The sequence below is a fragment of the Paenibacillus polymyxa genome, from assembly GCF_018614975.1.
Taxonomy (GTDB): Bacteria; Bacillota; Bacilli; order Paenibacillales; family Paenibacillaceae; genus Paenibacillus; species Paenibacillus polymyxa_E.
Genome location: NZ_JAGGNR010000014.1, coordinates 173,869 through 186,892 on the forward strand (window position 1 = coordinate 173,869; position 13,024 = coordinate 186,892).

12 protein-coding genes are annotated in these 13,024 nt (G+C 44.4%); 2 read left to right on the forward strand and 10 right to left on the reverse strand.

Features of this window, described 5'->3' with window-relative positions:
* Nucleotides 1–5: 5 nt before the first annotated feature.
* The 6 genes from sufU to J7E78_RS13995 all read right to left on the reverse strand — a co-directional run bounded on the left by sufU (nucleotide 6) and on the right by J7E78_RS13995 (nucleotide 5,287).
* Nucleotides 6–437 carry a Fe-S cluster assembly sulfur transfer protein SufU gene (gene sufU, locus J7E78_RS13970; protein WP_017689537.1) on the reverse strand — a complete coding sequence of 144 codons (432 nt, stop codon included), beginning with the start codon at nucleotides 435–437 and terminating at the stop codon, nucleotides 6–8.
* Entirely contained in the window at nucleotides 427–1,647 is a 1,221-nt protein-coding gene (locus J7E78_RS13975; protein WP_076330320.1) for a cysteine desulfurase, read from the reverse strand. The genes sufU and J7E78_RS13975 overlap by 11 nt, the downstream gene beginning before the upstream one ends.
* A complete protein-coding gene (gene sufD / locus J7E78_RS13980) occupies nucleotides 1,644–2,948 on the reverse strand; it encodes a Fe-S cluster assembly protein SufD (RefSeq protein ID WP_215076830.1) in 1,305 nt (434 codons plus the stop codon). The genes J7E78_RS13975 and sufD overlap by 4 nt, the downstream gene beginning before the upstream one ends.
* Before the next feature lie 25 nt (nucleotides 2,949–2,973).
* Nucleotides 2,974–3,756, reverse strand: coding sequence for a Fe-S cluster assembly ATPase SufC (sufC, locus tag J7E78_RS13985; protein ID WP_215076832.1), 783 nt, complete (start codon nucleotides 3,754–3,756; stop codon nucleotides 2,974–2,976).
* A gap of 367 nt (nucleotides 3,757–4,123) precedes the next feature.
* Nucleotides 4,124–4,699: a DUF1802 family protein gene (locus tag J7E78_RS13990; RefSeq protein WP_215076833.1), complete on the reverse strand. Its 576-nt coding sequence runs from the start codon at nucleotides 4,697–4,699 to the stop codon at nucleotides 4,124–4,126.
* Between the two features lie 126 nt (nucleotides 4,700–4,825).
* Nucleotides 4,826–5,287, reverse strand: a complete 462-nt coding sequence (locus J7E78_RS13995) for a Dps family protein (protein ID WP_215076835.1) — start codon at nucleotides 5,285–5,287, stop codon at nucleotides 4,826–4,828.
* A gap of 296 nt (nucleotides 5,288–5,583) precedes the next feature.
* Here J7E78_RS13995 and mtnK point away from each other — a divergent pair, with 296 nt between their 5' ends.
* Both mtnK and mtnA read left to right on the forward strand, forming a co-directional pair.
* Nucleotides 5,584–6,807: an S-methyl-5-thioribose kinase gene (mtnK, locus tag J7E78_RS14000; protein WP_215076837.1), complete on the forward strand. Its 1,224-nt coding sequence runs from the start codon at nucleotides 5,584–5,586 to the stop codon at nucleotides 6,805–6,807.
* Nucleotides 6,808–6,830: 23 nt separating this feature from the next.
* The gene (gene mtnA / locus J7E78_RS14005) at nucleotides 6,831–7,904 is read left to right on the forward strand and encodes an S-methyl-5-thioribose-1-phosphate isomerase (RefSeq protein ID WP_215076838.1); all 1,074 of its coding nucleotides are present in this window, start codon (nucleotides 6,831–6,833) and stop codon (nucleotides 7,902–7,904) included.
* Nucleotides 7,905–8,012: 108 nt separating this feature from the next.
* Here the strand turns inward: mtnA and J7E78_RS14010 are convergent, their stop codons facing one another.
* The 4 genes from J7E78_RS14010 to J7E78_RS14025 all read right to left on the reverse strand — a co-directional run bounded on the left by J7E78_RS14010 (nucleotide 8,013) and on the right by J7E78_RS14025 (nucleotide 12,989).
* Nucleotides 8,013–8,315 (reverse strand): YunC family protein, encoded by a 303-nt coding sequence (locus tag J7E78_RS14010; protein ID WP_017689545.1) that lies wholly within the window; start codon nucleotides 8,313–8,315, stop codon nucleotides 8,013–8,015.
* A 213-nt stretch (nucleotides 8,316–8,528) separates the two neighbouring features.
* Nucleotides 8,529–8,789 carry a hypothetical protein gene (locus J7E78_RS14015; RefSeq protein ID WP_215076839.1) on the reverse strand — a complete coding sequence of 87 codons (261 nt, stop codon included), beginning with the start codon at nucleotides 8,787–8,789 and terminating at the stop codon, nucleotides 8,529–8,531.
* A gap of 145 nt (nucleotides 8,790–8,934) precedes the next feature.
* Nucleotides 8,935–10,881 carry a DNRLRE domain-containing protein gene (locus J7E78_RS14020; RefSeq protein WP_215076841.1) on the reverse strand — a complete coding sequence of 649 codons (1,947 nt, stop codon included), beginning with the start codon at nucleotides 10,879–10,881 and terminating at the stop codon, nucleotides 8,935–8,937.
* Between the two features lie 23 nt (nucleotides 10,882–10,904).
* Nucleotides 10,905–12,989: a hypothetical protein gene (locus tag J7E78_RS14025; RefSeq protein ID WP_215076842.1), complete on the reverse strand. Its 2,085-nt coding sequence runs from the start codon at nucleotides 12,987–12,989 to the stop codon at nucleotides 10,905–10,907.
* Between the last annotated feature and the right edge of the window lie 35 nt (nucleotides 12,990–13,024).

Below are 13,024 nucleotides of genomic sequence, written 5' to 3' on the forward strand. Positions count from 1 at the left end.
TATCGTTATTGTACTTTGTTCTCTTCGTCAATCCCTTTGCGTAATGCATTCCAGGCCAGAGTGGCACATTTGATGCGTGCAGGGAACTTGTTCACACCGGATAGGGCTTCGAGATCTTCATAATCGTCGAAATCGACTTCTTCACCTTTCATCAGTGAGGAAAAACGGTTAGCGATATCGAGTGCCTGTTCCATCGTTTTGCCTTTGACGGCCTCTGTCATCATCGATGCAGAGGACATGCTGATGGAGCAGCCTTCACCCGTATATTTGGCTTCCTGAACGATTCCGTCTTTCAGTAAAATTTGCAGTGAAATCCGGTCGCCGCACGTTGGATTGTTCAAATTCACCGTGACAGCGTCATTATCAAATGTTCCGCGGTTACGCGGATTTTTGTAGTGGTCCATTATAACACGTCGGTACAGATCATCAAGTTGCATCGCCAAAATACTCCTTTGTCTGGATTAAGGCGCTAACAAGCCGATCTACATCTTGTTCGTTATTGTATAGATAGAAGCTGGCACGAGCTGTTGAGCTAACTTCAAGCCAGCGCATTAGCGGTTGACAGCAATGGTGTCCGGCACGAATGGCTACGCCACTCGCATCCAGCACGGTTGCCACATCATGCGGATGAACATCACCCAGGTTAAAGGTAACGACACCCACATGCCGCTTAGCTGGGCCATAGATCGTTAACCCATCAATTTCGGACAGACGTTCCGTCGCATAAGCTGCCAGTACACTCTCATGATGTGCAATTTCATCCATACCAATCTGCTCCAGAAAATCAATGGCAGCTCCCAAACCTACCGCACCTGCGATAATTGGGGTTCCGCCTTCGAACTTCCAGGGAAGCTCTTTCCAGTTGGATTCGTACAGACCCACATCATCAATCATTTCACCACCGAACTCAATGGGTTCCATGGACTCCAGCAGCGCCTTTTTGCCGTAGAGTGCACCGATTCCGGTTGGTCCGCACATTTTATGACCGGATAATGCATAGAAGTCACAGTCCAGATCCTGAACGTCCACCTTCATGTGAGGTGTGCTTTGTGCGCCATCAACAACGATGACAGCACCATTGCGGTGTGCAATTTCAGCAATTTGTTTCACAGGATGGATCAGACCCATAACATTGGATACATAAGCGATTGCTACAATTTTAGTATTGTTCGTAATCGTCTTCTCGACATCAGCCAATTCAATATGACCGTCAGGCTGAAGCGGGATGTATTTCAATGTTGCACCTGTCTCCTTGGCAACCTGCTGCCAAGGAATCAGATTACTATGGTGCTCCATTTGCGTGATAACAATTTCATCGCCTTCTTTGCAATTGGCGCGGGCATAAGATGAAGCCACAAGATTCAGGGCTGTCGTTGTCCCGCGGGTAAAGATAATCTCCTGTGTACGGCGGGCATTGATAAACTTGGCTACCTTCTCACGTGCGCCTTCGTAAGCGTCCGTTGCACGGCTTCCAAGGGTATGAACACCGCGGTGTACGTTGGAGTTCTCATACTCATAATAATGTTTGACTGCTTCGATCACAGCATGAGGCTTCTGTGAAGTTGCAGCACTATCTAAATATACGAGCGGATGTCCGTTAATTTCCTGGTGGAGGATCGGGAACTGCTCGCGAATGGACGGGTTCATTGTCCCAGCTTCTTCTCAATCAGGGACTGCAATTGGGTGCGCAATGCTTCCAGAGGAATATCCGCCACCACCGGAGCCAGGAAGCCATAGATGATCAGGCGTTCCGCATCCGTACGGTTAATTCCGCGCGACATCAAGTAATGAATCTGCTCGGCATTGACTTGACCAACAGAAGCCGCGTGACCTGCTGTTACATCATCCTCATCAATCAGAAGGATTGGGTTGGCGTCTCCACGTGCTTTGGGGCTCAGCATCAACACTTTCTCTGTCTGCTGTCCATCGGCTTTGGTAGCGCCTTTCTCAATCTTTGTGATTCCGTTGATGATTGCAGAAGCTTCTTCACGCATAACTGCACGTGTAATCATCTGACTTGGTGTATTCTTGCCGAAGTGACGAGCCTCTGTGGTGTAGTTGATTTTCTGCGAACCGGAACCTACAGCGATGACTTTGGAATCAGAACTTGATCCATTGCCTTTCAGCACGGACATCGTGTTGCTCGCTGTGTCGCCATTGTTCATTTCGCCTACAATCCACTCGATGGAAGCATCATTCTCCAACACTGCACGACGGAATGAAACATCAGTTACATTCACACTCAGTTGATGAACCGATGCGAAACGTACTTTAGCACCGGATTTTGCGAATACTTCCACAACACCATTATGGAAAACAGGTGCGGACAATTCGCCAGATACATAGTTATCCACATAAGTTACTGAACTGTTTGCTTCTGCAACCACAAGCACGTGAGGTGCAAACGTTGCAGATGCGTCATCCGTAAGCAACACTGCTTGCAGTGGTACTTCGATTTCGACATTTTTCGGAACATACAGGAAGACCCCGCCATTCCAAAGTGCTGCATGCAATGCAGCGAGGGAATGCTCATCTGCTTTTACTGCTGTGTTCAGATATGGTTTTACCAAATCGCCATGTTCGCGAACCGCTGTAGCCAGATCCGTAAAGATAACTCCTTTTGCTGCCAGATCAGCAGACACCTTGGAGTATACCGTACCGGAATTGCGCTGGATAACCAGACTGCCTTCAGCTTGATCCTGAACCAGATCTTTGATAGAAGCAGGCACTTCTGTCAAAGAAGAAATAGCTTCACTTGTTTTATATGTTCCGTACTCGCTGACATTCCAGCGTTCGATTTTTTGTTTTTCCAGTTTAGGAAGCGCAAGCCCGCTCGCAAGCTTCAAAGCTTCGAGCCGCTGTTCGGTCAACCAGCCGGGTTCATTGTTGCTTTCCGACAAGGCGCGAAGCGCTTCAGATTCAACCGGAAGAATTGTTTGTGTAGTCATTGATTAATCCTCCTCCGTTTTGTCTTTACGCTTCTTGGCCTACAGTTTCGTCTGTAATTCCCAGCTCTGCCTTTACCCAGTCATACCCTTCCGCTTCCAGACGGTGAGCCAATTCAGGTCCGCCGGATTTCACGATACGACCTTGCATCATTACGTGAACATAGTCAGGCGTAATGTAGTTCAACAGACGTTGGTAGTGAGTGATGATCAGGAAGCCACGGTCTTCGCTCTTCATAGCGTTCACACCGTCAGCCACGATTCTCAAAGCATCGATGTCCAGACCGGAGTCAATTTCATCAAGTACTACGATTTTCGGATCAAGCAGCATCATTTGCAGAATCTCGTTACGTTTTTTCTCACCACCGGAGAAACCTTCATTCAGGTAACGGTGAGCGAACTCAGGGTTCATGTCGAGTTCTTTCATTTTACCTTCCATTTGACGAATGAACTTGATCAGAGAGATCTCGTTACCTTCGCCGCGACGTGCGTTAATTGCACTACGCAAGAAGTCGGAGTTTGTAACACCTGCAATTTCACTTGGGTATTGCATAGCCAGGAAGAGACCTGCACGTGCACGCTCATCTACAGCCATATCCAATACATCTTCACCATCAAGTGTAATTGTACCTTCTGTTACTTCATATTTCGGATGGCCCATCAATGCAGAAGCCAGAGTTGATTTACCTGTTCCGTTCGGACCCATGATTGCGTGGATTTCTCCACCTTTCATTTCCAGGTTGATGCCTTTCAGGATTTCCTTACCTTCGATCGTCGCTTTCAGACCTTCAATGACGAAATTCGTAGCCATGTGTATTGTTTCCCTCCATTGATTAAATTGATGTTTACTGTCGAAAACGAAAAAGCGCCTATTATATCTGAACAGGGCTTCCCCTGAATTTCTCTTGTACTCGATTATTCAAGCAAGAACACTTTAGAATAATTCTAAACTGATTCTCAATGATAATCAAGTCATTTCCTAAGAGACTTTGTTCCATCCCTAAAACATTATTCCTTCTGATTCTATATTAAAAGCCTAATTGAATCAAATGAGAAGACATCTTTAGCCAAGATTAACAGTGAGAAAAATCACAAAAAATCACAGTTTCATCTCATCTGCTACGTTATCAAAAAAAGGACTTATCCATATCATGGACAAGTCCTTCCCTTAATCAAAATTACATTTTGAGCATTTCGTTAATCTTCTGTACCTGTTCGTCAAAATCCGCAACGTCCACCACTGGCGTCATTTCGCGCGGCACCGGACCATTCGGAATGGAAATCCAGGAACGGCAACCATTATATTCAGGTAATACTGGGATCTCCATCGGTTCATTCAAAAGGTACACACGCAGGATCAATACATGGAGCGGCTCTTTCCGTTTCCATTTCAAACGGTCTTCGGCAAAATCCGCTGTCCACATATGAAAGTCAAGAAGTCGATCCAGCATCTCCTGATCTCGTATCTCCAGATCCTGCGTTACTTCGGCATATGCAGTAATACGGATTGTCGAAGCTTCGGGCACCCATTCGGCCAGGGATTCTTCAACATAGGATTGATCCGAGGACTTAATCAGTTCTTTACGCTGATGTTCATAAGTCGGATACAGGTAAAACGCCGGACTTTTCAGCTCAAAATGTCGGGTTTCCTCTACAATCCCACCTTTGCGCATCACCATAATTTGACGACCCGTTTCCAGTGCTTTGATTGCAGAAGCCCATTCTTTTAAAGCCGGTATCGTTGGTTCTAACATAAGTGATTCCCTCCCACATCGTTCTTGTCAGCAGTATAGACGCTAAGGGCGTTTCTGACAACAAAGATCCGAGCTCAGAAAGCTTACGTAAGAGACCCACTTGTATTAGGCAAAATCTTGGCTATATTAACCCAGGAAAGAGCGAAGCATCCACATGTGTTTCTCAAGATCAGCCTTGAAGCCTGTCAGCATATCGGATGTTGGTTGATCTTCAGCTGCATCTGCAACTTCGATACCTTCCTGATATTCATTCGAAAGTGTCGCGAAGTCCTCGATCAGGTTTTGCACCATTGTTTTTGCGTCTTCTCCGCCTGCTGCTTCCTGGATAGAGGAAAGCTCCAGATACTCTTTCATTGTAGCCACTGGGCTACCTTTCAGTGTAAGGATACGCTCTGCGATTTCATCCATTTGTACTGTAACTTCGTTGTAGAACTCTTCGAATTTCACATGCAACGTGAAGAAGTTAGGTCCTTTAACGTACCAGTGATAGTTATGGATTTTAACATACAATACGTTCAGGTTAGCCACCTGACGATTAAGTACTTGTTCCACCGATTTTGCTTGATCTGTTTTGTTTTTTGTAGCCATATTAATCCCATCCTTTATTTAAAATTAGTCTGTCACGCCGTGATAAGCAGGTTGTCCCGCAATGCATAACAGAGAGTTAACAATGTGTCACCGCTTGGTAGCGGAGAGGCTCATGAACAGTGTTTCTCTCAACCCTCCGGCCTATTTGTTTTTACCCCTGAACCGGAAGTTCGAATCAGGATCGACTTGACTTGTCTCAAAAAAAAGTTCAAAAACCACGCTATTTCCGATATACTGCATATACCAAGCAAAGAAGTGGGTTTTCCTGTTTCTTCATATATATGGAGGTGGCACCTTTGTCCCAATATCGCCCGTTTACCCCCCAGGATGCAATTGAACTGGCCAAAACATTACCGGGTCCATTTGCGGCAAGTGCAAATCTGGATTGTCACGAGATCGGCGACGGCAATCTGAATTTGGTTTTCCACATCACGGATCAGAACTCCGATAAAAGTATCATTATCAAACAGGCGCTTCCTTATGCGAAAGTGGTTGGAGAATCATGGCCGCTCTCTCTGGTACGTGCCCGCATTGAACGTGAGATTCTTCAGGAAGAGTATCGTCTGTGTCCAGGGATGGTACCCGAAGTGTATCATTACGATGATGACCTCGCTTTAACGGTTATGGAAGATCTGAGTGATCATGTGATCATGCGTAAAGGCCTGATCGAAGGTGTTTCCTATCCTCTTTTTGCACAGCATATTGGGGAATTCATGGCAAGAACGCTGTTCTTCACATCCGACTTGGGCATGGATCAGCAATTGAAGAAGGAACAACAGGGCAGATTCATTAATCCGGACCAATGCAAAATAACGGAGGATCTGATCTTTGATGAACCCTACCGGATCGCTGAAAATAATAATTATGATGCTTCCATTGAAGACGAGGCTGAAGCCCTTCGCACAGATGGAGAGCTTCACCTTGAAGTGGCATTACTACGGGAAAAATTCCTGACACATGGGCAAGCACTGCTTCATGGAGATCTGCATACAGGCAGTATTTTTGTTACACCTGAATCAACCAAGGTCATCGATCCCGAATTTGCATATTACGGCCCCATGGGATTCGATGTCGGTGCAGTCCTCGCGAATCTGCTCTTGAATTACGCATCCCTCCCAGGATGGATTCAGGATGAGACTGATTTGCGTGAGCGTGAAACGCTTTTGCTGAATATGGTTCGTGATGTATGGACTGAATTCGAATCTCGTTTCCGTGCCCTCTGGGTTAATGACCTCGTTGATCCGATGGCAAAAACGCCAGGGTATCAGGATCTATATGTGCAACAATTGTTCAGAGATTCCATTGGCTTCGCAGGTGCCAAAATGGTTCGTCGTATCGTAGGACTCGCTCACGTGGCGGATATAGATACCATTCCAAATGCGACTGAACGTGAACATGCTCAGCGTAAAGCGTTGTCCATTGGTAAAGCATTGATCAAGAACCATCGTCGCTTGAATACCATCGGCGAATTACTGGATATCGTATCCACAGCTGTTACTGCTACAACTACTAAGACTTAACATAAGGAACGGAGGAACCACCCATGACAACCCCTGAATATCAGACCCTTTCCTCTCTCATCTGGAAAAAGGACAAGCTTGAAATGCTTGATCAGCGTCTGCTGCCCGAAACGATCCTCATGTTGAAACTGTATACACCCGAGGAAGTATGGGAATCCATCCACTCCATGAAAGTACGCGGTGCTCCGGCGATTGGCATTGCTGCTGCATTTGGTGTTGTATTGGGTGCCAAATCATATGATGGTACCACCGTTCAAGGCTGGCTGGATCACGTAAAATCCATCTGTGCTCATCTGGCTACTTCCCGTCCAACAGCGGTCAACCTGTTCTGGGCATTGGATCGCATGATGCAAAAAGCAAATGAGGTCGTTGAATCTGGTATGAGCCTGGAAGAGGGCAATGATGCTCTCGAAGTAGAAGCGCTGTTGATTCAGAAGGAAGACGAAGAAGTATGCCGCATGATCGGTGAGAATGCACTGCCTTTGTTCGAAGATGGTATGGGTGTGCTCACTCACTGTAATGCAGGCGGACTGGCAACAGCTAAATACGGAACAGCGACTGCACCGATGTATCTCGCTCATGAGCGTGGCATGCAACTTAAAGTATTCGCCGACGAAACTCGTCCTGTCCTTCAAGGTGCTCGTCTCACGGCATTCGAGCTGCAACAGGCTGGCATAGACGTTACGCTAATCTGCGACAATATGGCAGGCATGGTGATGTCCAAAGGATGGATTCAAGCCGTTATCGTCGGAACAGACCGTGTTGCAGCGAACGGTGACGTAGCTAACAAGATCGGAACCTACAGCGTGGCCGTTCTTGCCAAGGCTCACAATATTCCGTTCTATGTAGCAAGCCCATTGTCGACCATTGACTTGTCCACTCCATCCGGAGATCTTATTCCAATTGAGGAACGTGCTGCGGAGGAAGTGACCGAAGGATTTGGTAAACGTACAGCACCGCAAGGTGTTAAAGTATACAATCCAGCATTTGATGTAACGCCTAACGAATATGTAACAGCTATTATCACGGAAAAAGGCATTGTTCGCGCACCTTTCCAAGAAAATCTGGCTGCCTTGTTCGCGAAGGAAGAAGCTTAATTTAATGAAAAGAGTTCGTGTGTATAGAGGTAGGAGCTACGATGTGCCAGTCTCTATATTAGGACGCTAAAGAAGGGCTTCCCATACGGGGAGCCCTTTTGTTAGTGATTAGATCATTTTCAACAAAGCCTCTACACCCGTCATACCAACCGTAATGCCCATGGCCTCGGCTTCTGTTGTCACCGACTCCATAGGTGCATGCAGCAACTGCTCCAATGTACGCACACCAACCGCCCGAGCTGCAATAATTTTGCGATCCCCGAGCTTCTCATTAAGTAATCCCACATCGAGTGCTCCGCACATGATATATCCTTTGGATGTATTAATGGTCAGCAACGTTGTTTTAGGCAGCTTGACTTCTACCCCTACCAATACATGCTCTCCAACTACAATAGGCTCCATCGTCACCATAATTTCCCGATCCACCTCCTCTTCCACAGGTCACGATAATTGTATGCCTCATTCTGGATTGTCGTGTGGACACCTGCCGTGTTTGAGAAAATGTAGGTACTTACAGTTCAAATATATTGTTGGTAATCCTTTTTGCAGAAAGATAGTAGAACTATGCTTTTATTGGAATATAAAAAGCCCCCCTCACCCAAGGTGAGTTGAATTAGGCTTACCTTAAAACGTATGCTCATCATTCTTTAATCGTCTTATCTCCGTTAACTCTCTTCTAATTCCCAGTACACGTCTATGAAGTACACTACGGTCTATTGATTCAGCTACTGACTTTTTGAACTGGACATCCAATTCACTTAATTGCTCCTGAACTAGTTTCTTTTTATGTATTGGTTTGACTTGAACTTTTGTAGTTGCAGGCTTGATAGGCTTCAATCTTTTCTGCTTCATAATCTGTTCAAATACACTGTCCTCTTGATGCATGGTCTTCATTCCTTAATATGTGATGAACACATTGTATCATAACGAGAAGACGACTGTTACACAATAAAGTACAGATGCTTAGAGTTGGACATGATCCTAAACGCAAAAAAAGAGGGCCAACGCCCTCTTAGATAGTTAACTCATTTTATAAAATGTAAAAATACGCTTGATTTCCTGGACTCTTCACGATTACTGTGGTCACTAAATCACTGGCATCCCGTTTACGGATACTTGTGATCGAATCTAACCCTTCATTCGCAATAACTCTTGGTAGGACATAAGCGGCCAGATCAGGCTTGGAAATTGTCATTTCAGTAGCCATATCGACAATCTGTCTCACATCTACCGTAGACTGCATATCCTTCCACTCTCGCACCTGAAGATAACCATCCAAGTATTCTCTTTCCTTGATACTAATGTGGCCATCCAAAACATCCATATACTTGACCTCAATGCTGGAAAGCACATCAGGTCTGGAGATATATAATTGCCCAGGCTGTTCTACCAAATAAGGAATCTCAAGACTGCCTGCCCTCTCATCATGATCTAATGCTCTGACTTGAAGAACACTATTCAGATCAGGTTTATTAACCATAATCTCCGAAATCATAGCCGAATCACCGTCGTACATGACCGTTAGCAAAGACTCCAACGTTGAAGTTGCTTTTATATAATCGGAGACTTCCAATAAAGCATGAAGATCAGGTATAGATACAATTAGGCTCGTAGCCCATTCATCTTCAAACAACTGTGATATCGTTAACTCGCTGACCAGAGACATTTGTCTATCTACCGTAATCACTGAAGGTAAGTCAGGATGAGACACTGCGATTTCTACAGTTCTGTCGTCGTCCAGACTTGTTCTAACGGCAAGGTTACCATCTGTATCCTTAGTTGTTCGTATAGCAGTAATGAACTGCGAATGAAGCTCGGGTTTAGAAACAGCAACCCATGTTTCCTTCTCTTCTGTCCTACTCTCAGCAATAGAAATGTTCGAATCCAGTTCCACATCTATACGTTTAGCTATTGTCAGATCTACATCCAGGTCCGGACGGCTGACTGCGATTACTTGAGGTATATCATGATGCATGTGATCCTCATAGCGGTGGACGTACAACTGAGATTTGAGCCAATCCAGCCCAATATCACTGTGTATAACTAACGTTGAAACTATATCCTTGTGACCTGCACCATAAATAAAAACTTCACTTCCGATTTCGGTTCGACCGATGGAATAGATCTGAGAAGTGATATATGTGATCTGCAAAACAGGTGGTTTAGAAGACTCACGAGTGTTGAAATAAATCGGCGTGTTACCGCTAGACTGAATAATTATTCCAACATTTGAAAGAATACCTTCTCTCCACATTTGGAGTAATGCCATCATATCAAACTCAACATAACGTTCAGTCGTATTCAGGATATAACTGGACGATAAGAGCTGAATGGAATGAGGTCTGTTTGCATACGTAATCCCGTACTCACGCCACAATGTATCCGGCTGATGCAGCTCAATGTGTGCTCCAGGTGCCAGGGTTCCTGTGTAATATAACCTCAATTTAGCTTCTTCCAAATGTAACAAATCGGGTATTCTGGTATCCAAATCACCGAAATGTATAAACGATTCGAATTGTTCCATCTCGTCTCTGCCGATCATCATACGCTGTGTATCACCAAAGTTGAGCGTCTGCAAGTGAGTTTGACTTCGCGTGGTTGCATCAGCAACAGGCTTCAGATTAACAGTCACACGCGGTGCTTCCAGTAATTCATATTTGCCATGTGCACGGTTATGTGGTCGAACGTACAACATGCCTTCAAGATCAACTTTGGATGCCGCTTGAATGGTTGCGCTCAGATCTCCTTGCGACCTGTACATCACCGATAGCGAATTTCTCAATTCCTCTGACCGTCTGACACGTACGAATACATTGGAGACGATCTCGCTTGCTTTTCTTGTAGCAGCTATCAGGACCGAAGGCAGTTCTTCATCCACCTGATTGTACAGGATATACTTTGCTGCAAAACGATTCTCTGGACTTTTAATATGTATAAAACTATCTAATAGAGTCTCCCCGTTATTAATTCCACTCACTTCCTGTCTCATTGTATTGAGAGCTATACCCGGTCTGCTGTGACCTTCATTTCAAAATTACCATTAGGATTCGGCTTGGCATGAATATCCGTTGCGATACGAATATAAAAATCGATGCTATCCTCTGGTTGGATCAGACCATAGGTCAGATAATCGATCGGAAGAAACGGATCGGCCTGTCTGGATAATTGGACTTCAACACCATCCGTTTCGAATTTCTTATCCATCTCCAGGTAAACATGATCCACAGCATATCCAAGCAAGTTTTTGATTCTAACTTTCTTGGTTAACGTCGTCTGTCCGGCAATGATCACCCCATAATCAAGTTGTTTCAAAATACCGCCAAAGGTATCTGACAGAAAGTCTCCCGACTCATCCATAAACATTAATCCTGAATACGATCCGATAAATTTGGTTTCCCAAGAGTCTACGGCACCCCAATAATCCTGAAATTCAACCTTCAGTGTATTCTCTACGCCAAAATTAACATTTCTCTCGTCAATATTGAGTTCAATATTTAACGGCGATTGCACCAGTCGCGTAAAATTGCCATCCGCCGGATAATACGTTTTACCGTTCAACAACACGCGGTATTTAACCTTGCCCTGATCTGCATCATTCAGCACACCTGTAAGTTTGTTACCAGAGAAGGTCAGGTTGATTGTGGCAGTGGTGTTTACTAGTTGCAATGACATATCTCTAAACTCCACTGCATGTCGCGGTGCATCAACGATCATCTTCAATTCGTCCAGCGAATAGCTGTTTTCATAGTGCATACTGCTATCGAAGTAATAGGCGATTCGTGTTAAAGCTATTAGATCCTTTTCAGGGATGGCGTTGAGTGTGTCCAGATCCATTCCTTTTCTTTTGAATAACGTTGTATCCTGGATATCCATATCGAACCACTTGTTGAAACGGTATGTCTTCCATGTTAGCCCTGAGTCGAACGAAGCAGCCATCCTTAATATACCTTCCGGGCTGTTCTCCGTTACTTTCGTAGCAATAACCTTTTTCATGTCTCCATATAACGCTATGTCTGTTGGTTGCACAACTAATTGTTCAAACGGTAGCGCGTTATACGCTAGCATCATGTCCCGATTACCTGCAATAACCTCTTCATCATTCGTCCACGTAACCACATCAAAATCTCCCTCAAGTTCATCCAATGGGGAGTAGTTAGCCGTGATATTTAGTTCCGCTGACGTTTTGGAGGGATCATCTGTGTAGTATAGAACATCTACACTATCACCCAACTCGTCGTAGAGGGTAAACGGTTCGGTTTCGATTGTAATCGTTGATTCGGTTTGATTTGGATCATCGGTGTATTCAATGATTTTGATCTCTTTATCTTCCCATTCTTCCGCTAGGGTGAAAGGTTCGGTTTCGATTGTAACTACTGATTCTGTTGCTGTTGGGTCATCAGTGTAATAAAGTACTTCAATATTCTTGTCTGCCCACTCCTCTTCGAGAGTAAAAGGTTCGGTTTCGATGTTAAAGGATACTTGTTGTACTGGGTCGTTTGTATAGTAAAATAACTCTACTTCCCCTTGAAACTGTGCCCACGCGGTTTCAGGAACAATCAACAAATCTTCCATACCGTAATTTTTATAGTCTTGCTCAGTTGGATCAACACTAGACAGTTGATTCCACGATGAGTTTAAATAGTAGTAATATAGACCGTTATAGCGCACAAATGTCTTATAGAACATCTCGGTCACATCTATCGCGTCAAAAAGAACAAAATTGATATCATTTGTAGTGATTTTCACAGTATGAATAGCATCGGACAAATTTAATTTTTCATAGACTAATGCTTGTTGAACAATATCTACATTATTTTCACTGAAAACTTCAGTTAACCCATCAATAGAGACAGATATATTAGATGATCCTCTGTTATGCCTGTTGCCAATTATCCTTAGCTTTGTGCCCTTAAATTGAAACTCTACAGTTGAATTTGCTATTGAAGCTAGTCTAGAGGTACCATTGTAATACGCTTCATTTGGAGAGGAAACAAATCCGCTCGAATACTTAAAGATTATTTCATTATCATCGTACCTTTTCCAACCCTCTTCTGGAAGTGGCAGTGCTTGACCTAAAGTTGCCATTAATTAACCCACTCCTTTCTGAATTCTAAATAGAT

Bases quoted from the DNA above. Each gene is read 5' to 3' on its own strand.
- J7E78_RS13975 (WP_076330320.1), bottom strand. From the start codon at position 1,647: ATGAACCCGTCCATTCGCGAGCAGTTCCCGATCCTCCACCAGGAAATT.
- J7E78_RS14015 (WP_215076839.1), bottom strand. From the start codon at position 8,789: ATGCATCAAGAGGACAGTGTATTTGAACAGATTATGAAGCAGAAAAGA.
- sufC (WP_215076832.1), bottom strand. From the start codon at position 3,756: ATGGCTACGAATTTCGTCATTGAAGGTCTGAAAGCGACGATCGAAGGT.
- J7E78_RS14010 (WP_017689545.1), bottom strand. From the start codon at position 8,315: ATGGTGACGATGGAGCCTATTGTAGTTGGAGAGCATGTATTGGTAGGG.
- sufU (WP_017689537.1), bottom strand. From the start codon at position 437: ATGCAACTTGATGATCTGTACCGACGTGTTATAATGGACCACTACAAA.
- sufD (WP_215076830.1), bottom strand. From the start codon at position 2,948: ATGACTACACAAACAATTCTTCCGGTTGAATCTGAAGCGCTTCGCGCC.
- mtnA (WP_215076838.1), top strand. From the start codon at position 6,831: ATGACAACCCCTGAATATCAGACCCTTTCCTCTCTCATCTGGAAAAAG.
- J7E78_RS14025 (WP_215076842.1), bottom strand. From the start codon at position 12,989: ATGGCAACTTTAGGTCAAGCACTGCCACTTCCAGAAGAGGGTTGGAAA.
- J7E78_RS13995 (WP_215076835.1), bottom strand. From the start codon at position 5,287: ATGGCTACAAAAAACAAAACAGATCAAGCAAAATCGGTGGAACAAGTA.
- J7E78_RS13990 (WP_215076833.1), bottom strand. From the start codon at position 4,699: ATGTTAGAACCAACGATACCGGCTTTAAAAGAATGGGCTTCTGCAATC.